The organism is Rhodococcus sp. T7 (assembly GCF_009872365.1).
In the GTDB taxonomy this organism is placed as follows: Bacteria; Actinomycetota; Actinomycetes; order Mycobacteriales; family Mycobacteriaceae; genus Rhodococcus_F.
The window spans coordinates 17206-35990 of record NZ_WXYH01000379.1; the positions used below are offsets into that span (position 1 = coordinate 17206).

Annotated in this window: 22 protein-coding genes; 18 read left to right on the forward strand and 4 right to left on the reverse strand. The window is 64.8% G+C overall.

What is annotated here, in order from left to right:
• Positions 1-47: 47 nt before the first annotated feature.
• From MLGJGCBP_RS41705 to MLGJGCBP_RS41720, 4 genes are all read left to right on the forward strand, one after another.
• Positions 48-947, forward strand: coding sequence for a tyrosine-type recombinase/integrase (locus tag MLGJGCBP_RS41705; protein WP_160103367.1), 900 nt, complete (start codon positions 48-50; stop codon positions 945-947).
• Between the two features lie 230 nt (positions 948-1177).
• The gene (locus MLGJGCBP_RS41710; protein ID WP_160103369.1) at positions 1178-1522 is read left to right on the forward strand and encodes a hypothetical protein; all 345 of its coding nucleotides are present in this window, start codon (positions 1178-1180) and stop codon (positions 1520-1522) included.
• Positions 1519-2160, forward strand: coding sequence for a hypothetical protein (locus tag MLGJGCBP_RS41715; protein WP_160103371.1), 642 nt, complete (start codon positions 1519-1521; stop codon positions 2158-2160). The genes MLGJGCBP_RS41710 and MLGJGCBP_RS41715 overlap by 4 nt, the downstream gene beginning before the upstream one ends.
• Positions 2157-2504, forward strand: coding sequence for a hypothetical protein (locus tag MLGJGCBP_RS41720; protein ID WP_160103373.1), 348 nt, complete (start codon positions 2157-2159; stop codon positions 2502-2504). The genes MLGJGCBP_RS41715 and MLGJGCBP_RS41720 overlap by 4 nt, the downstream gene beginning before the upstream one ends.
• Before the next feature lie 87 nt (positions 2505-2591).
• On the opposite strand, the gene MLGJGCBP_RS41725 is transcribed toward MLGJGCBP_RS41720, so the two are convergent.
• Positions 2592-2747, reverse strand: coding sequence for a hypothetical protein (locus MLGJGCBP_RS41725; RefSeq protein WP_160103375.1), 156 nt, complete (start codon positions 2745-2747; stop codon positions 2592-2594).
• 102 nt (positions 2748-2849) lie between these two features.
• On the opposite strand from MLGJGCBP_RS41725, the gene MLGJGCBP_RS41730 reads away from it, so the two are divergent.
• From MLGJGCBP_RS41730 to MLGJGCBP_RS41755, 6 genes are all read left to right on the forward strand, one after another.
• On the forward strand, positions 2850-3137 hold the full coding sequence (locus tag MLGJGCBP_RS41730) for a hypothetical protein (protein WP_160103377.1): 288 nt from the start codon (positions 2850-2852) through the stop codon (positions 3135-3137).
• Positions 3134-3403, forward strand: a complete 270-nt coding sequence (locus MLGJGCBP_RS41735; RefSeq protein WP_160103379.1) for a hypothetical protein — start codon at positions 3134-3136, stop codon at positions 3401-3403. Before MLGJGCBP_RS41730 ends, MLGJGCBP_RS41735 begins: the two co-directional genes overlap by 4 nt.
• Positions 3400-3711, forward strand: coding sequence for a hypothetical protein (locus MLGJGCBP_RS41740; protein ID WP_160103381.1), 312 nt, complete (start codon positions 3400-3402; stop codon positions 3709-3711). The genes MLGJGCBP_RS41735 and MLGJGCBP_RS41740 overlap by 4 nt, the downstream gene beginning before the upstream one ends.
• Positions 3712-3915: 204 nt before the next feature.
• Positions 3916-4464, forward strand: a complete 549-nt coding sequence (locus MLGJGCBP_RS41745) for an HK97 family phage prohead protease (protein WP_160103383.1) — start codon at positions 3916-3918, stop codon at positions 4462-4464.
• A gap of 14 nt (positions 4465-4478) precedes the next feature.
• Positions 4479-5903 carry a phage major capsid protein gene (locus tag MLGJGCBP_RS41750; protein WP_160103385.1) on the forward strand — a complete coding sequence of 475 codons (1425 nt, stop codon included), beginning with the start codon at positions 4479-4481 and terminating at the stop codon, positions 5901-5903.
• Between the two features lie 276 nt (positions 5904-6179).
• Positions 6180-6536 carry an HNH endonuclease gene (locus tag MLGJGCBP_RS41755; RefSeq protein WP_160103387.1) on the forward strand — a complete coding sequence of 119 codons (357 nt, stop codon included), beginning with the start codon at positions 6180-6182 and terminating at the stop codon, positions 6534-6536.
• A gap of 812 nt (positions 6537-7348) precedes the next feature.
• On the opposite strand, the gene MLGJGCBP_RS41760 is transcribed toward MLGJGCBP_RS41755, so the two are convergent.
• From MLGJGCBP_RS41760 to MLGJGCBP_RS41770, 3 genes are all read right to left on the reverse strand, one after another.
• Positions 7349-8509 (reverse strand): hypothetical protein, encoded by a 1161-nt coding sequence (locus tag MLGJGCBP_RS41760; protein ID WP_160103389.1) that lies wholly within the window; start codon positions 8507-8509, stop codon positions 7349-7351.
• Positions 8510-8516: 7 nt separating this feature from the next.
• The gene (locus MLGJGCBP_RS41765; RefSeq protein ID WP_328799676.1) at positions 8517-9635 is read right to left on the reverse strand and encodes a DNA cytosine methyltransferase; all 1119 of its coding nucleotides are present in this window, start codon (positions 9633-9635) and stop codon (positions 8517-8519) included.
• A 322-nt stretch (positions 9636-9957) separates the two neighbouring features.
• A complete protein-coding gene (locus MLGJGCBP_RS41770) occupies positions 9958-10290 on the reverse strand; it encodes a hypothetical protein (RefSeq protein ID WP_160103393.1) in 333 nt (110 codons plus the stop codon).
• Between the two features lie 233 nt (positions 10291-10523).
• On the opposite strand from MLGJGCBP_RS41770, the gene MLGJGCBP_RS41775 reads away from it, so the two are divergent.
• The 8 genes from MLGJGCBP_RS41775 to MLGJGCBP_RS41810 all read left to right on the forward strand — a co-directional run bounded on the left by MLGJGCBP_RS41775 (position 10524) and on the right by MLGJGCBP_RS41810 (position 18705).
• Positions 10524-11039 carry a DUF6764 family protein gene (locus MLGJGCBP_RS41775; protein ID WP_160103395.1) on the forward strand — a complete coding sequence of 172 codons (516 nt, stop codon included), beginning with the start codon at positions 10524-10526 and terminating at the stop codon, positions 11037-11039.
• 93 nt (positions 11040-11132) lie between these two features.
• Positions 11133-12338 (forward strand): serine hydrolase domain-containing protein, encoded by a 1206-nt coding sequence (locus MLGJGCBP_RS41780; RefSeq protein WP_160103397.1) that lies wholly within the window; start codon positions 11133-11135, stop codon positions 12336-12338.
• Positions 12339-12356: 18 nt separating this feature from the next.
• The gene (locus MLGJGCBP_RS41785; protein ID WP_087556818.1) at positions 12357-12578 is read left to right on the forward strand and encodes a dodecin; all 222 of its coding nucleotides are present in this window, start codon (positions 12357-12359) and stop codon (positions 12576-12578) included.
• Between the two features lie 93 nt (positions 12579-12671).
• The gene (locus MLGJGCBP_RS41790; protein WP_160103399.1) at positions 12672-14351 is read left to right on the forward strand and encodes an FAD-dependent oxidoreductase; all 1680 of its coding nucleotides are present in this window, start codon (positions 12672-12674) and stop codon (positions 14349-14351) included.
• A 169-nt stretch (positions 14352-14520) separates the two neighbouring features.
• Positions 14521-15441, forward strand: coding sequence for a L,D-transpeptidase (locus tag MLGJGCBP_RS41795; RefSeq protein WP_160103401.1), 921 nt, complete (start codon positions 14521-14523; stop codon positions 15439-15441).
• Between the two features lie 59 nt (positions 15442-15500).
• Complete coding sequence (locus tag MLGJGCBP_RS41800) at positions 15501-16472, forward strand: carbohydrate ABC transporter permease (protein WP_442972152.1); 972 nt, start codon at positions 15501-15503, stop codon at positions 16470-16472.
• Entirely contained in the window at positions 16469-17368 is a 900-nt protein-coding gene (locus MLGJGCBP_RS41805; RefSeq protein ID WP_160103403.1) for a carbohydrate ABC transporter permease, read from the forward strand. Before MLGJGCBP_RS41800 ends, MLGJGCBP_RS41805 begins: the two co-directional genes overlap by 4 nt.
• A 17-nt stretch (positions 17369-17385) precedes the next feature.
• A complete protein-coding gene (locus MLGJGCBP_RS41810) occupies positions 17386-18705 on the forward strand; it encodes an ABC transporter substrate-binding protein (RefSeq protein WP_160103411.1) in 1320 nt (439 codons plus the stop codon).
• Positions 18706-18785: the final 80 nt, after the last annotated feature.

The window sequence follows — 18785 nt, forward strand, 5'->3', positions numbered from 1 at the left end:
CCAGATCGTTGTTAGCACTCGGCTCACTCGCCGGATAACCTGGAAGAGTGACCGAGTCGCTAGAATCCCTGCAACGCTCCTTCAACCGCGCGCTCCGCGTGGAGGGGAAGGCCGACCGGACCCTGGTGATATACGGCCAGTCGGTCCGGTACCTGGCTCGATGGCTCGTCGAGAACGACCAGCGCGCCGACCTGGACAACCTCACCCGCGAAAACGTTCTCGCCTGGTTCGAGTCGTTGCGCGGACGCGGACTCACGGACGGGACGATCAAGACGAGGTGGCGCGGGTTGCGTCGGTTCACCGGTTGGCTGGTCGCCGAGGGCATCGTCGACAAAGATCCGCTGGTCGGTATCAAGGTGAAGAATCCGGTGCCGCCGCCGGTGCCCGTGCTCGACGACGCCGACCTGAAGAAGCTCATCGCGGCGTGCAAGGGGACGCACTTCCGCGATCGACGCGACATGGCCATGGTCCGGCTTCTGCTGGACTGTGGGCTCCGGGTCTCCGAACTGACGGGCATCACGCTGGACGACCTCGACCTGGATGCGGAGACCGTCGTCGTCACCGGCAAAGGGTCACGGGTCCGGGCCGCGTATTTCGGCGCGAAGACAGGCCAGGCCCTCGACCGGTATCTGCGGGAACGGAGCAAGCACCGGCACGCATCTCTGGGGGCGCTCTTTCTCGGGGAGCGCGGCCCGTTCTCCACGGACGGCGTACGGGAGCGCCTACAGGTGCGCGCGCAGATGGCGGGCATCGACGGACGAATGAACCCGCACCGGTTCCGGCACACCAACGCGCACGACTTCCTCCTCGCCGGTGGACAGGAGCGCGACCTGAAGCGGCTGATGGGTTGGCGCTCGGACGCCATGCTCGACCGGTACGGAGCCAGCGGTGCCGATATACGGGCGCGCGAGTCCGTGAAACGGCTGCGACGGGGCGACCGCGTCTAGCGGTTACCGACACCCCTGGTGTCACCACCCGTGTGCTCGCTGTCGGCGTAGAGTGAACGTCGCTCCCCAAGGCCGGTCCGGAGGCCGTGTCGGGGAGGGATCGAAAGCCCAGGACATGTGAAGGCATCCTGGCGCATCACGGAGACGAACGGTCGGGTCCGGACGGCCAACGCTTCTTCGGAGCCGCGCCAGATAGTCCAACCAACCACGAACTCAGTGGAGTCTTCACTATGTCTGTACCCGATTCCGAACGCACTCTCCGCGCACGTCTCGCCGCGCACCAATCCTGGGCGAACACGACCGACAGGGCCGCGCGCACGGCCAATGCCCGCAAGGCCCAGCTCGAACGCTTCGAGCGCGAGGTAGACCCGGACGGAACGCTCACTCCTGCCGAACGGGCGATACGCGCCGAGCACGCCCGCAAGGCCCACCTCCTCCGACTCTCACTGAAATCGGCCGCGAGCCGCCGGAAGGCGAGGGCGGCGACCGAAGTCGCCACGGCTGCCGAAGCCGAGCTTCACGACCTCCGCGATATCGACGAAGGCACCGTTGGCCGGGCGGTGGTGTCGGAATGAGCACGAAGTACGGTCCGCTCATCGAGCCGCAATTCTTCGACGACGACCGGGTACTGCAGATGCAGGACGACGACACTGGACGCTCGGTCCTGCTGATGCTGCTCGAGTTCCGGGCCTATTCGATGAGCGCGCTTACAGATGGCTTCATCCCGGCGCACGCGCTCCGGAGAGCGACCCTGCACCACGACCCCCATACCGCGCTGGCGCGACTGGAATCGGTCGGACTGGCGTTACCGTCCGAGCGTGATGGAAGGCCCGGGTGGCAGATCGACTGGAGCAGTCAACGGAGCGCGGAGAAGATCAAGGACGAGGCGGCGCGTCACAAAGCGTGGGACTCCCACAAGACGGGCAACCACTCACTCTGCGATCCCTACCGCAACTTCAACTGCCACAAGAACGGCGACCTCAAGACGTGGCAGACCGAGCATCCGCACGGGATCCGCACGGAATCCGCATCAGATCCGTCTGTCTACTCAACTCACCAAACTCAATCCAACCCACGTAGTGAGGTTGGAGGGAGTGAGAGTGACGAAGGCGCTACCGCGCCGGATGCCGCCGGGGGCGTCACCGACGCGTCCGCGCTCAAGGTAGGCAGCGCACCGGACTGGCTACGCAAGATCGACGGGATGATCATATGAGCGCACTGTTCGATCCCGAAGATCTCTTCGTCGAGCTGACCCAGGCGGAGAAGGACGGCGACTCGGTCGTATTCGTCTCGCTGTATTGGGAGGGTCTGGACAACGATCGTCTCACCGATCAGACGCGCGCCGTTGCTGTGGCGCTGTCCTGGTTGGCGCACGACTCCCCGATCGCGTACCCGGTGCACGAGCGCTGCGCCTACGTCGGACTGGTCATCCGTGCTCCTGCCGACCTACCGAACATCGTCGAGCGATGTCGGAAGATGAAGCGCGCATTGCTGAACGGCGATCACGACCGGCTGAGCGTCACGGAGAGCGACTCCCGTTACGGGAGCAGGGGGTAGGGGCCCAGGGCGACCCCCAGGCAGCAGAATGCCCCGCCCAGGGCGACGGACGATCTCTCCCGGGCGGGGCACTGCGAGACGATCGATCTAGAGGACGCAGATCACGTGACCCAAGGTTCCGATCGGGGTGCGCTCGACGCGCTCGCCGGGCCGGTACCAGACCTCACCGGCGAGCGGGATGGTCGGCACTGCCCAACGCGGCGTCGTCGACGTGATCTTCGGATCGATGGCGGGTGCGGACATGGGAACCTCCGAACGGAGTTGCGGGTCAACACCAATAACTATACCACCTGAACGGCGATTCAGGTAAGAGCAGGCAATCCAAACCTAATGAACGGCAACGCAATGCAAGACATTGACGACGAAATCATCGAGGCGCTGAAGCAATCCGCGATCCGGGCACTCCTCGCCAGTCCGACGAGAACGCTCACGTACAGCCATCTCCAACAGGCGATCCGGCGCACCTATCCCGCCGCCTCGCCACGGGCAATCGCCGCCGCACTGGGCGCGCTCGTGTCCGAGAGTCGGGTGGTCGGCGGGGAGTACAGCCTCCCGTACGGACGCAGGACGATCGACGAGCGAGCCGTCTCGGAGTGGCAGGCGAACCGGATGTTCAGCGAGGCCAGGCGATGAAGCATCACGGCCAGAACCCGGTCACCGGCACCGACCCGACTCCGCACCTGGAGACACCCCGACGACGACAACGGCGACTCCGACGCGAACACGACGACGACCTCGCGACCATCCTGGGTACGCCCGGCCGCAGGCCCGCGCTCGCCGTGACCCCCACAACCGCCGAGCTGCTCTTGCTGGCCATGTACGGCCCCCAGGCGCTCGAACGGACCAGAACCCATATGAGTACCCCAGAACCCGATCACGAAGATGGAGAGAGCAAATGAGCATTGAGAATTCCGATGAGACGTTCTCGGCGACCGCATACCAGAAGGTTCGTGTGACCGCTCAGATCGCACTGGCAGCTCTCACCGACGAGGAACGAGCGCAATACGGGTCCGGCGGCATGATCGATCTCGTCACCATCGACGGTGACCCCGAGGCCTACTGGATAACCCTGAACGGAATCCTGCTCGCGGCGGTCGAGCGTGACTGGCTGCTGGACGACGACGACCTCGAGATGCCGGAGGCTTGCACGGACTACCTTCCGGCGGCGTTGCTACCCGACACGATTCCGGAGAATTGGTTCGACTGAAGTAGTGCCGTAGAATCCGATTCAAGCACGCCGAGCGGTACCGACGAGATTCGCCCACCCAAGGGTCGAGCGTCAACACCGAGTTCGCCTGCGTCACCGAGCGCATCGCCGGAGCGCTGGAATGGTCCAGCCGCCTCCACGTTCGTCGCCGGGGATCGGATTCGACGGCACACCGTGCCTCTCCCACCCATTGAGCGAGAACCCATGAGCAAGTTGATCACCCGTGCCACCGAGGCGGACCTCGAAATCCGTGGCGGCGACGGCCGGACAGTCGTAGGCATCTGCGTACCCTTCTCGACCCCGACACCGATCCGGGACTTCGAGGGCGAGTACGAGGAACAGATCCTTCGAGGAGCGTTCTCCCGCACCATCGCCGAGCGTGGTGACCGGGTCAAGTTTCTAGCGCACCACGATTCGCGTTCGATGCCACTGGGCCGGGCGACACTCCTCCGCGAGGACTCCGCCGGACTCTACGGCGAGTTCCGGGTGTCCCAGACCCGGGCCGGCGACGAAGCCCTCGAACTCATCCGCGACGGCGCGCTCGACTCGCTGTCAATCGGGTTTCGCCCGATTCGGCAGACCTGGTCCAGTAACCGGAGTCGGCGCACCCTGCACGAGGTCGCGCTCCACGAGGTCTCGACAGTGAACTTCCCGGCCTACTCGGGAGCGGTCATCGCAGGCGTCCGAGCCGTACCACAACACACCATTCCGGACGAAGCGGTCCAACGCCGACTCCGGTCATTCGATCTGTAAGGCAGACAAACATCATGATCACAACAAACGACGAACTCCGTGCCGAACTCGACGTACTCCGCGCCGAAGCACAGGAACTCGCGGCACTGTCCACGCGCGGCGGAGCACTCGAAGGCGAGGACGCCACCCGGTTCGACACCGTGGCCGACCGCATCGACGAGATCAAGGCCGAACTCGCCCAGCGGGACAAGCGGCAGGCGCAGCTCCGCGCACTCGCTGACACTCCCGGGCTTACCGAACGGGGCAGCGATCCCGGCGTCATCCATCGCGACCGGTCTCCACGCGACTCCGTGCGCGACAACGCGCTCCGCACCATCGAGCGCTCCGAGCAGTCCGGCGATCTGCCCGACCACGCCGCAGAAACAGCCGAGAGGCTCACCCGGGCCGACTCCTTCGCCGCCCGCTGGGTCGCGGTCACCGGCTCCGATTCCTACCGCGAGGCGTTCAGCAAGATGCTGCGCGATCCCTCCAAGGGGCACTTGCTCTGGACCCCGCAGGAACACCAGGCCTGGCGAGATGTGGCGGCCATCGCGTCGGAGCGCTCCCTCCTCGAATCCGGCACCGGTTCGGCCTTGCTGCCGTTCCAGCTCGACCCGACGATCCTGCTCACCAACAACGGATCGGTGAATCCCATCCGGCAGATCGCACGCGTCGTCCAGGTGACTTCGAACGCGTGGCACGGTGTCACGAGCGCCGGAGTGTCCACGGCCTGGATTCCCGAGGCGAATGTGGTCTCCGAGAACAGCCCGACCCTGGCGCAGCCGGAGATTCCGGTCCACAAGGGCGCGGCGTTCACGGCCTTCTCGATCGAACAGTTCGAAGACTCGGCCAACCTCCTCGCCGAGCTGGGCAAGCTGCTCGCGGACGCCAAAGATCAGCTCGAGGCGATCGCGTTCATCACCGGCGACGGGACGAACAAGCCGAAGGGCATCGTCACCGCGCTCGCGGCGGCCAGCCCCTCGGTGATCGTCAACGGCACCGGTACCGAAGCTCTCGCGGCTGCGGATGCCTACGCCGTGCAGAACGCGCTCCCTCCGAGGTTCTCCCCGAATGCACAGTGGGCGATGGCGCTCCCGACGATCAACCAGTTCGCACAGTTCGAGACGGCGAACGGATCGCTGAAGTTCCCGGGCATGCAGTCGAACCCGCGTACGCTCCTGGGACGCGGCGTGAATGAATTCAGCACGATGGACAGTGCGGTCAACGCGACCGCCACCGAGACGAACTACCTCGCGATCTACGGCGACTTCAAGGCCGGGTTCGTGGTGGCCGACCGCATCGGGGCAAGCGTCGAACTCGTCCCGCACGTGTTCTCGAACCCCTCCGGCACGGCTGTCTCGCCCACCGGTGAGCGCGGCGTGTTCTTCCACTGGCGCACAGGTGCCGACGCCGTGATCCCGAACGCGTTCCGGATGTTGAACGTTCCGACCACGGCCTAAATTCGTTCGCCCAGGCACCGTCTTCGTGGAAGTCGTCGGTGCCAGGGCGAGCAGGGCTGGCGGCTCCATCACGGAGTGCGGCATCACGCCCGAACAACGGCAGGCCCCCGAGATTCTGGCGCACCAGGCCTCGGGGGATCTGTCGCCTATGATGGACATGCGTCCGGCCCGCTTCGAGAGTCCGGCCTGACGCAACGGGAACCGGCCTCGACCGCGCTGCGAGATTGGCGTCACCGGTCGGCCGAGTTCGGTTTCCCGCAGACAGTGAAGGACCCCATGTCGTCGATCTCCAGGCCCTACCTGCGTACGCATCGTTGGCGGCAGCTCACGGTCAAGCTGAAGAAGGAACGTCAGTGGGTCTGTTATCTCTGCGGGATTCCGATTCCGAACGACGTACCGCCGCGCTCACGCTGGTCCTGCTCGGTCGACCACGTCGTCAGTATCGCCGAGGGCGGAGATCCGTTCGACGAGGCAAACTGCGCGCTGGCGCATCTGGCATGCAACGCCAGGAAAGCCGCCCGGGAACCAATCGCGTCGTCGAGCACGCCGAGGCAGTCGATCGTGCCACCGCCAGGACGGCCCGGCGTTACTCCCAAGCCAGCCGCGCCACTTCGCTTTACTCGTCGCTGGTAGCCCTACCCACCTATGCCTCACACCACACCATTGCTAGCCCTGTGTGCCTCGCTGCGCTGTGTGTAGCGCTGTGCCCTTGTGTCCATACCCACACCACACCACTACACACCACACACCACTACAGCCCTTGCCTGTGTGCCTGTGTGCCTGTGTGTAGCCCTGTGTGTGCATGCCTGTGCTGTGTACGTGCCCATACCCACACCACACACCACATGCATGACACACCACATGCACACACACCACATGCACACACACCACATGCATTGACACACATACACACTCATGACACACACACTCAATCACACTCATACGAAACACAATTGATTCAACTCACACACTGACTCGACTGACTCGCTGTGCTGTGTGTGTCGCTTCGCTGTGCCGTGTGCTGCTGCCTGCTGTGTGCCTCGCTGTACCCTTCGCTGTGCTGTGCCCTTGCCATTACCCACACCATTGCTGCGCTGTGCTGTGTGGCTCGCTGTGTGTTACTTAGCACTTTATTCAGTGAGTTACTTAGCACTTATTCAGCGACCATTGTTTGAAATAGCTTGGACCGTGCCTTGACTGGCATACCCCACCATGGTATAGCGGATAGGGGGGGGTGGGTATGCGGCCGTACGCACGCGCGGGAGGCGACCCCGGGTCGGGCGGCGTTTCCCTCTCTAAGGGGAAATTCTGACAGGAAAACTGCAGGTCAGAGGGGTAAGATTTCGGTTGTGGGGACCGGTGCGGTGGATCCGCCACCAGATTCCGGGGTGATGACGGTGCCGGGCATACGTCGCTGTTTGCTCGCCCTAGGGGTATGGATGTACCTATCCGGGATTCAAATTTGTATCTTCCACTGATGCTTTCGACTCGTCGGCTGGGGTTGTCATTCCACCGTCGAGATTGTTTCCTTCAAGGAAACTTCGGAAATGGTTAAGTGCTGCCTTCGATTTTTGGATTCGTCCGAGGTAATAGTCGACGCCACGGAGGGCTTCTTGCTGTTTCGGAAGATCCCATACGCTGACGGTTCTGATCAAATCGGAGACCGTGAGCACGGTAATATTTCGTTTCTCAATAATTGCGCGGCCATCGTCCGTGATGTTTTTGCAGACCACGACGGCTGTCGCATTCGGGGCAGCGGCGAGATCTTCCAGGAAACCCCCGAGTTGATCCTCCACGTTACTCTCGTTCAGCTCCATATCTTTTACTTCCGCGGCCAGCTCGGGCTCGTTTCCGCGAAAGCCGTCGACATCTCCGAGCATCTTTGCGCGTGCCGAACCTGTGTTTACGCTGTGTGACTCCAAGATGAGGTTCGGGGAGTCGGCCAGCAGGTAGCCATAGGTAAGGGCTTGCAGCATCGCTCCGCCCGGAATCTTTGGGCCCACGGTTGGCATCTTCGCGAGGACAAGCTCGAAAGGTCGAACTACGCGATCCCTGACCTGTGCAATCTGGAACTCCGGGAGTGGAAGCACCCATTCAGTCCAGACGTACTCGGCGAGTGCGCGCCGCTCCCCTGGGGACATAGCGAAGATCATGCCGACGAGCGGTCGATATGCTGGCCATGACTGAGTGGCATGCCCTGGACTGCTAGGAAAGTTGCGCAGCAGCGTGTACTTGATGAGTTCCATCGCGTTGTTGTAGTGCGGACGAAGCTTCGACGATTCGCCGCCATCCGAGCGAGTGATGTTCATCGTATTGATCGTGCGTGCTCCAGCGCGACCAGTCTCGGGCGGGTTGGACATGAATACGTCAGGGAGTGAGTCCACACCCTCTGCAGCCAACAACTCTTCAGCTTGCGCGATAAAGGCCAATGCGAGTCCAGGCCAGTGATTTTGGCCCTTCGGCCGGTGGTTGGTTATCCACTCGACGGATTCGGTTAAAGGTTGCCCGGCGCTGACGGGGCGGTCGGCGAAATCCTGCGGATAGCCGAGTTTCGCGCACATGCTTCCGAGCGACGGGTTACCGCCGCGCCTGTGAAGTTGGCTCATATTTTTGTCAGAACCACCGCATTGGATCTTGCAATGCCAAACCGAGCGCCTCGGCGAGCTTAGGAGGCACTGCGTTTCCAACCTGCTGACGTTGGTCAGTGACACCTCCAAGGAAGTGGAACCGATCCGGGAACGATTGAAGTCGTGCACCTTCACGAGTTGTCAATCCACGGTGCTGCGTCGGGTGGATGCAACGAGTCCCCGACGGCTTTCCAAGGTTTTGGGTCACGGCGACGGCGGGCAACCATGATGCAAGTCGACTGTACGAATTGTGGAAGCCGGACTTCGGTTGAAATTCGGGTGGTATCGACTGCCGGTTCCCACCATCGGGGATGAAAGAGATTGCGTGCACAAGCTGTTCGGGGTGCTTGCTAACGAGGTGACCTTGAATCTCCTTGTCGCTGGGGAGACGCATTTCCTTCTGGTAGACGGTGCGCGGTGCGCGACGGTACCGCGATGCCGATTCGCCCGGTCCCACCACGGGAAGGTCGTCGATTGCATCCGCGACGGTTACGAAGGTTTCCGAATCGCGTGTGACGGGCGGACCTTGGAATAGACCACGGTCGAGATGCCCGACAAATACAACTCGACGGCGCAGCTGTGGCACGCCGTGCTCGGCAGCAGTTAGAACCATGAACTGAACCCGATAACCGAGTTCTCGAAATGACTCGGCCACTTCCTGCTCGAAACTCATGTCCTTAAGACCAAGCACGTTTTCGATTACGAAGCCCTTAGGGCGTAGGCCCTTGACGATGCGCCGGAACTCAAGAAAGAGGACATTGCGAGGGTCGCTCCGGTTGCGCTTGCCCACCGTGCTGTAGCCCTGGCAGGGCGGTCCGCCGACCACCCAATCGGGTTTCTCGCCTAGCTCACGACGGAGACGAGCAATCGACAGATCGCGGATGTCGGCCTCGATGACCGGATGGTCTGGCATGTTGTGCCGGTACGTCTGGACGGCGGGTGCCCAGTGGTCGGAGGCCAGCAAGCACTTCATTCCGGAGTCCTGCAAGCCCCAGGACAACCCCCCCGCACCAGCGAAAAGGTCAATAAACGTCTCGGTCACAGGTGAAGTGTATGACATGGATGTGACTCGTTGGGTGAGACGCGCTCGAAAGCTTGTTCGCATTCCGCTTAGTCGCGCTCGACGCTCTTGGGAAGCGACTTACTAACATGCTGTGGATGGATTGTGTGTACACCTGCCGGGCGCACGGACGGGGTGCCCTGGGCTCGGTGCTGCCTCCACGTAGCGGAGAAGGCTTCGGCTGGAGTCCTGCTGGACGTAAAACCCGGCCGTGCACCGAGTGATGCAGGGGGACAAGGGACGGGTTGCGAGCTGGTGTTGTGGTCCGGCACGGGTTGCCGTCGAAGGTACGCGACCTAGGCGGACGCTGGAGTGTGGCCAGCACCCCGTCCTTCCCGACGGCCGAACCCTGAACCGGTCGTTCAAGTCAGCTGCCGTACCGCTTTCTCACGGCCTTGGTGATCGCGTCTACGTCGCCTGCGTTCATCTCCATGCCCCAGTTGACGCCGAGTTCTCCGGCCGCGCGCTGCGCCCAGAGGTGGACGACCGTCTCCGGCTTCCCAAGTTCATTGGCTAGATCTGGAACCCAGTCGGTGAGCTTCGTCGGGCCGGACGCACGTCTTCTGGCGTCGGCGCGCTTCGCTGCGGCTAGGAGGAGTGGGATGACGCGCTCGACGACTTCGTCGGGTGGGCGCGGCACGATGCGACCCGAACGGGTGACCCCGATCGCATCGTCGTTGCTGTTGTCATACTGTTGCATTTGAAACTCGACCTCCGGAGCGGCTGTCAGACCCTTGCATTCGCCCGATAACTGGGTGCATTCCGCTCGTACGCGACCTGCAAATACCCTGTTCAGCATAGTGGTCAACAGGTAGGCACCCCCAAAATGCCCGGGGAACCCAAGCGGGTACAACCGAGTCGGGACCGAGACCGCAAATAGCCGGCGCTCACGTAGGCTCGGGACGGTCGGGTCGGGAACAATGTGAGGTCGCCATGGAACGTAAGACGGTCGGAACTACCGGACTCGTCGTCGGTGTCGTCGCGACGGCACTCGGGACTCTGATGATCGCGCCTGCCACCGCGTCGGCCGTCTCCCTCTCTTGTGTGTCACCACCGGGCCGGGGAAACACGACGGTCGTCGACCGCACCGCATGCGGGGCCAACGCCGATAGGAGCAGCAATTCGGCGGCCTTGGGCACCGACGGTGTCGGTTTCGCCGACGCGGCCCGCGCGGGAGCGGCGCTCGGGGCAGGACTGGGCGGCGGTGTCGGCGCGGCCGAGGCGAAAGGCGGCGTCGTCGCCGCGGTCGCGGTCGGGCCCGAGAGCGTCGCCATCGGAACGGTCGACGGCGTCGGTCCGGCGCTGGTGCTGAGCGGTCCCGGTGGGCAGGCGCTCGTCGCGGATCCGGGCAAAGGCGTGGTGTGTGCGGCCGGCCCCTCCCTGGCCATCAATTTCCTTGCAGGTCAAGCGTGTCTGAGCGATGGCATAACAGTGTGGCGGCTTCCCTGAACGCCACCCCGGTCCGCGTCGTATGGTGACGGTAGTCACAATGGGCTGACGCGCCTGCCGTAGGACTTACGGCAGCGAGATCGGAGGTGGTCGATGACGACCAGCGTTCGAGTTTCCCGGCCCGCGTCCGTGCCACGGACGGAACTGCACGTCGATCCGCGGTTCCTGCCGCTCGCCGACCGATTCTTCGCGATGTACCGGCAGCCTCAGCACGGCGGCGGGGCGCTCACCGCGTACTTCCGGGGCGAGAAGGTCCTCGACATCTGGGCCGGCTGGGCAGACCGCGACCGCCGGTGGGACCGCGACACCGTCGCACTGTCGTTCTCGACCGGAAAAGGCGTGGCCAGCACGGTCGTCCACCGGCTCGCCGAACGCAGGCTGATCGACTACGACGCCCCCGTGGCGCGTTACTGGCCCGAATTCGGTGCGGCGGGCAAGGACGACATCACCGTCCGCGAACTCCTCACCCACCGGGCCGGACTGCACAAGGTCCGGGGGCTGATGCGGAGCCCGCTCGACCTCCTCGAATACGATGCCGTCGTGGAGGCCCTCGCGGCCGCCTCGGCGGATCCGCGCAGGCTGCGCGGGCCCGGGTATCACGCCGTCACCTACGGGTGGCTGGTGGCCGAACTGATCGCTCGCGTCACCGGAAAGCCGTTCGTGCAGGTCGTGCAGGACGAAATCGCGGGCCCGCTCGGTGTCGACGACTTCTGGTATCAGGTTCCCGGACAGCACCGTCCACGGATCGCGAAGCTGTTCCCGCACATCAACCCGGCCGGACTCAACTGGGAGCTCACCTCGAACATGCTGTCGCTCGTCGGCCCCACTCGCGGGCTCGCCGAGGCGGCGATGCCGCAGGGATTCGACGCGCTGGTCCGGAACCCCGCGGTCCACGACGCGGTGATGCCCGGCTGGAACGGCGTGTTCAGCGCGCGGGCGCTCGCGCGGATGTACGGCGCCATCGCCAACGGGGGCAAGCTTGACGGACGCCGGTTCCTGCGCAAGTCCACCATCGCGCGGATGGCGGAGGTGCAGACCCGCGACCGCGACTACGTCCTCGGTATCCGCCCGCAGTGGTCGCTCGGCTACCACCGGCCGATGCTCGCCTCCCTGGAACAACCACGGAACGCGATCGGGCACTACGGGGTCGGCGGGTCCGGCGCCTACGCGGACCTCGACAGCGGACTGTCCCTGGGGTTCGTCACCAACCGTCTCGGCAGTTCCTTCACGGCTCTCGGTGATCTTCGTCTGGCCCGGCTCGGTGTCGAGGCACAGGCGATCGTCCGGAACGGCAAGTAACCCACGAAAGGAATCCTGATGAGTGATCACGTGTACCGAGTTGTCGAGGTCGTCGGTTCGTCGAGCGACAGCACCGATCAGGCCATCAAGAACGCCATTGCGCGGACCAACGAGACCGTGCGGAACGTCGAGTGGTTCGAGGTCGTCAACACCAGGGGCCACGTCGAGAACGGCGCCATCGCGCACTACCAGGTCACGGTCAAGGTCGGATTCCGGGTGGAGCCGGGCGACGCGGTCTGACCTCGCGCACGGTTCTCGCACAAAAGTGGAACACGTTATAGTCTGGGGTCATATCTCGACTTCGGACTGCGCGTACTCAGGTAGGGGAGAACCGTGGCATATGTGATCACGCAGCCGTGCTGCAACGACGCGTCGTGCGTCGACGTCTGTCCGGTCAACTGCATCCATCCCACACCGGACGAGAAGCCGTTCGCGAGCACGGAAATGCTGTACATCGACCCGGACACCTGCATCGACTGCGGGGCCTGCGTCGAGGAGTGCCCGGTGGAGGCCATCTACGCGGAGAACGACCTCGACGAGGTCGACGAGCCGTACCTCGACATCAACGCGCAGTACTACGCCAAGCACCCGATCGGCCCCGACTGGCCCGAGCCGCTCAAGCTGCCGCAGATCGACGCAGCCCTCGGCACGCTCCACGTCGCGGTCGTCGGGTCGGGCCCGGCCGCCTGCTACGCCGCGATGGAACTGACGGCGAAGCCTCGCGTCGAGGTCGACATCTTCGACCGTCTGCCCACCCCGTACGGGCTGGTGCGTGCCGGCGTCGCCCCGGATCATCCGGGCACGAAGGGCGTCACGGACCAGTTCCGTTCGGTGGTCGGCAAGCGGACGGTGCACTGCCATTTCAACGTGAACGTGGGCACGGACGTGACCCACGAGGAACTGCTTGCGCACCACCACGCCGTCATCTACGCGGTCGGCGCGGCTGGCGACCGCGAACTGGGCATTCCCGGCGAGGATCTCGCCGGGAGCCACGCCGCCACCGAGTTCGTGGCCTGGTACAACGGTCATCCCGACTACGCCGACCGCACGTTCGATCTGTCGGGGGAGCGGGCCGTCATCGTCGGCAACGGCAACGTGGCGCTCGACGTGGCCCGCATCCTCGTCACCGACCCGGAGGTCCTGGCCACGACGGATCTCGCCGACCACGCTCTCGAGGCGCTGCGGGCGAGCAATATCCGTGAGGTCGTCATCCTCGGCCGCCGGGGCCCCGCCCAGGCCGCGTACACCAACCCCGAACTCCTGGCGCTCGGGCGCATGCCGAACGTCGACGTCGTCGTCGACCCAGAGGAAGCTGTGCTCGACCCGGCGAGCCGCGCGTTCATCGACGGCGACGACGCGGAGCCGTGGCAGCGCCACAAGGTGCGCCAGGTCGAGGAGTTCGCCCGGCGCACCGCCGATCCGGCGAAGAAGCGGATCGTGCTGCGCTTCCTGACCTCGCCCGTGGAAATTCTCGGCACCGACGCCGTCGAATCGGTGCGCATCGCGAAGAACGAGATGGTCGCGGACGCGTCCGGCAGGCTCAGTGCCAAACCGTCCGACGACACCTCGACTCTGGACACCGGCCTGGTGCTGCGCTCGATCGGCTACCGCGGTCAGCCGGTGTCCGGCATCCCGTTCGACGACCGGCGCGGCGTCATCCCCAACGAGAACGGCCGGGTGATCGATCCGGAGACCGGTGCGCCGGTACCCGGCGTGTACGTGGCGGGATGGATCAAGCGTGGGCCGACGGGCGTGATCGGCACCAACAAGTACTGCTCCGCGGAGACGGTCAGGATGCTCATCGACGACTTCTCCGCCGGACGTCTCGACGCGCCCGCCGACCGTGAGGGTCTCGACCGGCTGATCGCCGAGCGCGCGCCGGACGCCGTCGACTTCCAGGGCTGGCAGCGGATCGACAAGACCGAGCGCGCCGCGGGCAGGGCCGCGGGCCGCACCCGCACGAAGCTGATCACCATCGAGAGCATGCTCGCCGCCGCCCGCGCCGAGACCTGATCGTGAGCTCTTCTTGACCACTCGGTGACACCGACTGCCCGCAGGCCGCGGAGCGGCAACGATTGCGGGCAAATTGCTCGCGGCCGGATGATGTGTGTTAATGGCAGTGCGCGATTGATAGGTCCGTCGGGGACGCGCGTTGTACACGTCGTCGAACGAGAGTGGTCATATGGGCAAGTCAGGAATCGGATCATCCAGGAATAAGCACTGGTCGTCACGCGTCGCTGTCGCACTGACCGGGGCCGTCGTCTCCGGAACTGCGCTGGTCGGGGCCGCACAGGCCGCGCCGCTCTTTCCCGGTGGACCGGAGATTCCAAGTCTTCCCACCCTGCCCGGTCTGCCCGGCGCGCCGCAGCTCCCGCTGCCCGAACCGGCGCCGGCTCCCGCGAACTTCTCGGCCCCGTCCCTCAACCCGGGTGCGGGTGAGGTCGTGGGTGTCGCGCAACCGGTGATCATCCGCTTCAACGAGGCCATCGGCGACCGCGCCGCCGCCGAGAAGGCCATCAAGGTCACCACCAGCCAGCCGGTCGAGGGCGGCTTCTACTGGATCAACGACAGCCAGGTGCGCTGGAAGCCCACCGAGTTCTGGCCCGCGAACACCGAGGTCACGGTGGACGCCGGCGACGCGCACTCCACGTTCACCATCGGTGACGCATTCGTCGCGACCGCCGACGACAACACCAAGCAGATCACCGTCACCCGCAACGGCGAGGTGGTCAAGACCATGCCGACGTCGATGGGCAAGGTCGATCACGAGACGCCGAACGGCACGTACATCATCGGCGACAAGTTCCGTGACATGTACATGGACTCCTCCACGTACGGGGTCCCGGTCGACTCTGCCGAGGGCTACCGCACGTACGTCGAGTACGCCACCCGCATGTCGTACAGCGGCATCTTCGTCCACGCCGCACCGTGGTCGGTGAACGCACAGGGCAACACGAACGTCAGCCACGGCTGCCTCAACGTCAGCACCGAGGACGCCAAGTGGTTCTACGAGAACTCGAAGAAGGGTGACGCCGTCGTGGTGCAGAACACCGCGGGCGGCACGCTGAGCGCCTCCGACGGTCTCGGCGACTGGAACCGCTGAATCTGATCCGCACCCGCATTTTGCCGTAGCCCGCACAGTTCAATGTGCGGGCTCCGGCAATTCACCGGCTATTCGTAAACGGTCGTCAGACTGCCGCAGTGAGATCGAGTCCGGAACGAACCCTGCCGTCGCCGGGAAAGCAGGGATTCCTCGGGCGTCCGTGGCGGGACTACGCGCTGTTCGCGGCGTTGGTGGGCCCCAATCTGGTTCTGCTCGTTCTGTTCACCTACCGTCCGCTGGTCGACAACATCCGGCTGTCGTTCTTCGACTGGAACATCGCCGACCCCGTCGCCACGTTCGTCGGCCTGGGCAACTACCGCGAGTGGTGGAGCCGCCCCGACACCTGGCAGATCGTCGGGAACACCGTTGTGTTCACCGCCGCGACCGTGGTGGGATCGATGGTCGCCGGTCTCGCGCTCGCCGTGCTGCTGGACCGTAAGCTGCACGGACGCAACCTCGTTCGCTCCGCGATCTTCGCGCCGTTCGTCATCTCGGGCGCCGCGATCGGGGTGGCGTTCCAGTTCGTGTTCGACCCCCGGTTCGGGCTGATCCAGGATCTCCTGCACCGCGTCGGGGTCGACTCCGTCCCCGACTTCTACCAGGATCCGCACTGGGCGCTGTTCATGGTCACGGTCACCTACATGTGGAAGAACCTCGGCTACACGTTCGTGATCTACCTTGCGGCACTGCAGGGTACGCGACGCGAACTGGCGGAGGCCGCGGAGATCGACGGGGCGAGCGGGTGGACGACGTTCCGCCGGGTCGTTCTCCCGCAGTTGCGTCCGACCACCTACTTCCTCTCGATCACGGTGATGCTGGGATCGCTTCAGGTGTTCGACATCGTCAACGTGATGACCAGGGGTGGTCCGCTCGGCACCGGCACCACCACGATGGTCTACCAGGTCTACAACGAGTCGTTCCGCAACTTCCGGGCCGGATACGGCGCCACCATCGCCACGATCATGTTCCTGGTCCTGCTCGGAATCACCGTCTACCAGGTGCGGATCATGGATCGCGGGGACGGCCGGTGACCGCGGGAGCCGTGCGCGAGCGGCGCAGCACGGAGGTGCCGGCGACGGTGGACGCGGCCCGCGACCACCGCAGGAGGGAAGCGCTCGTGACGGCGCTCGGCTACGCCGCGATGGTGGCCGTGCTGGTGGCGGTGGCACTGCCGCTGTACTGGATCGTGATGACGTCGTTCAAGGATCGCCAGGACATCTACACCCTTCCGGTCACGTGGTGGCCCGCGACCTTTCACCCCGAGAACTATGCGGAGGCCACCACGTCGGTGCCGTTCTGGACGTTTCTGCGCAACTCGGTGATCATCACCGGAGTGCTGTCCGCCGTGAAGTTCGTGCTCGGCGTCCTCAGCGCCTACGGTCTGGTGTTCCTGCGGTTCCCGGGCAAGAATTTCGTGTTCCTCGGCATCATCGCGGCGTTGATGGTGCCCAACCAGATCACCGTCATCTCCAACTACGCCCTCGTCGCCGAATGGGGTTGGCGGAACAGCTTCCACGGCATCATCGTTCCTCTCGCGGGCGTCGCGTTCGGAACGTTCCTGATGCGCAACCACTTCCTGTCGATACCCACCGAGATCATCGAGGCCGCCCGGATGGACGGCGCCGGCCATGCCCGGTTGCTGTGGCGGGTGGTCCTGCCGGTGTCCGGCCCCACCATGGTGGCATTCGCGATCATCACCGTCGTCACCGAATGGAACGAATACCTGTGGCCGTTCCTGATGGCCGACGACGCGTCCGTCGCGCCGCTGCCGATCGGGCTGACCCAGCTGCAGAACAACGACGGGCTCACCGACTGGGGTCCGGTCATGGCGGGGACGGTGCTCACGATGCTGCCGATCCTCGTGGTTTTCCTTGTGCTGCAACGGCACATGATCAAGGGCCTCACGTCGGGTGCGGTCAAGGGATAGCGGACACGAGGAGAGACATGAATCGGATGAATCGCCGGGGATTCCTCGGGATCGCGGGCGCGGTGGCCGCCGGTGCCGCACTCACGGCCTGCGCGGGCTCGGGTTCGGGCTCGTCGGTGGCGTCCGGGGCGGCGGGGGATCCGAACACCATCACGTTCTGGTCCAACCACCCGGGCAAGTCCCAGGACGTCGAACGCGAGCTGATCACCCGTTTCCAGGCGGAACACCCCGGACTCACCGTCGACCTCGTCGACGCCGGGAAGAACTACGAGGAGGTGTCGCAGAAGTTCAACGCGGCACTGTCGGGCGGCGCACTGCCCGACGTCGTGGTCCTGTCCGACGTGTGGTGGTTCAACTACGCCCTGACCGGTGCCGTCGAACCGCTCGACGGACTGTTCGGCGAGGTCGGGGTCGACACCTCCGACTACGTCGACTCGCTGCTGGCCGACTACCTGTTCCAGGGAAAGCACTACGCCCTCCCGTACGCGCGGTCGACGCCGCTGTTCTACTACAACAAGCAGGCCTGGGCGCAGGCCGGTCTGCCCGACCGCGGCCCCGCCACCTGGCAGGAGTTCGACGAGTGGGGCCCCGAACTGCAGCGGGTGATGGGCAACGGCAAGCCGGCCCACGGCTGGGGCGACGCCAAGAACTACCTCGGCTGGACGTTCGAGGGACCGGTGTGGACGTTCGGCGGGGCGTACTCGGACCAGTGGGACCTGAAGTTCGGCGACGAGAGGACCCTCGCCGCGGGGACCTTCCTGAAGGACATGATCCACACGAAGAAATACGCGGCGGTGTCGAGCGACATCGCCAACGAGTTCGGGGCGGGCATCCTCGCGTCGACGATCGCCTCGACCGGCGACCTGTCGGGGATCACCAAGTCGGCCGCGTTCGACTTCGGCACCGCCTTCCTCCCCGCGTCGGGCGCGCCGGGCTGCCCGACCGGCGGCGCCGGCCTCGCGATTCCGGCGCGGATCTCCGACGAGCGGAAGAAGAACGCGCTCACGTTCATCGACTTCGTGACGAACGGGGAGAACACCGCGTACTTCTCGCAGAACGTCGGGTACATGCCCGTCCGCAAATCCGCGGTCGAGGACCCGGGCATGAAGGCATATCTCGACGCGAACCCCAACGCGCGCACCGCCGTCGACCAGCTCGCGAAGACCCGGTCGCAGGACTACGCCCGGGTGTTCGTGCCCGGCGGCGACCAGATCATCGGCACCGGACTCGAACAGATCGCGCTCCAGAACGCAGACGTGGCGACGACCTTCGCCGGTGTCGGGGAGCAACTCCAGCAGATCGTCGACCGTCAGATCACCCCCAAGCTGCCCCAGTAGGAGGAGAAGGAACATTCATGGCCAACGTGCAGTTCGCGGGTGTCACCCACCGCTATTCCGGAGCCGACCGACCCGCGGTC

Bases quoted from the DNA above. Each gene is read 5' to 3' on its own strand.
- MLGJGCBP_RS41710 (WP_160103369.1), top strand. From the start codon at position 1,178: ATGTCTGTACCCGATTCCGAACGCACTCTCCGCGCACGTCTCGCCGCG.
- MLGJGCBP_RS41715 (WP_160103371.1), top strand. From the start codon at position 1,519: ATGAGCACGAAGTACGGTCCGCTCATCGAGCCGCAATTCTTCGACGAC.
- MLGJGCBP_RS41720 (WP_160103373.1), top strand. From the start codon at position 2,157: ATGAGCGCACTGTTCGATCCCGAAGATCTCTTCGTCGAGCTGACCCAG.
- MLGJGCBP_RS41725 (WP_160103375.1), bottom strand. From the start codon at position 2,747: ATGTCCGCACCCGCCATCGATCCGAAGATCACGTCGACGACGCCGCGT.
- MLGJGCBP_RS41730 (WP_160103377.1), top strand. From the start codon at position 2,850: ATGCAAGACATTGACGACGAAATCATCGAGGCGCTGAAGCAATCCGCG.
- MLGJGCBP_RS41735 (WP_160103379.1), top strand. From the start codon at position 3,134: ATGAAGCATCACGGCCAGAACCCGGTCACCGGCACCGACCCGACTCCG.
- MLGJGCBP_RS41740 (WP_160103381.1), top strand. From the start codon at position 3,400: ATGAGCATTGAGAATTCCGATGAGACGTTCTCGGCGACCGCATACCAG.
- MLGJGCBP_RS41745 (WP_160103383.1), top strand. From the start codon at position 3,916: ATGAGCAAGTTGATCACCCGTGCCACCGAGGCGGACCTCGAAATCCGT.
- MLGJGCBP_RS41750 (WP_160103385.1), top strand. From the start codon at position 4,479: ATGATCACAACAAACGACGAACTCCGTGCCGAACTCGACGTACTCCGC.
- MLGJGCBP_RS41755 (WP_160103387.1), top strand. From the start codon at position 6,180: ATGTCGTCGATCTCCAGGCCCTACCTGCGTACGCATCGTTGGCGGCAG.
- MLGJGCBP_RS41760 (WP_160103389.1), bottom strand. From the start codon at position 8,509: ATGAGCCAACTTCACAGGCGCGGCGGTAACCCGTCGCTCGGAAGCATG.
- MLGJGCBP_RS41765 (WP_328799676.1), bottom strand. From the start codon at position 9,635: ATGCGAACAAGCTTTCGAGCGCGTCTCACCCAACGAGTCACATCCATG.
- MLGJGCBP_RS41770 (WP_160103393.1), bottom strand. From the start codon at position 10,290: ATGCAACAGTATGACAACAGCAACGACGATGCGATCGGGGTCACCCGT.
- MLGJGCBP_RS41775 (WP_160103395.1), top strand. From the start codon at position 10,524: ATGGAACGTAAGACGGTCGGAACTACCGGACTCGTCGTCGGTGTCGTC.
- MLGJGCBP_RS41780 (WP_160103397.1), top strand. From the start codon at position 11,133: ATGACGACCAGCGTTCGAGTTTCCCGGCCCGCGTCCGTGCCACGGACG.
- MLGJGCBP_RS41785 (WP_087556818.1), top strand. From the start codon at position 12,357: ATGAGTGATCACGTGTACCGAGTTGTCGAGGTCGTCGGTTCGTCGAGC.
- MLGJGCBP_RS41795 (WP_160103401.1), top strand. From the start codon at position 14,521: ATGGGCAAGTCAGGAATCGGATCATCCAGGAATAAGCACTGGTCGTCA.
- MLGJGCBP_RS41810 (WP_160103411.1), top strand. From the start codon at position 17,386: ATGAATCGGATGAATCGCCGGGGATTCCTCGGGATCGCGGGCGCGGTG.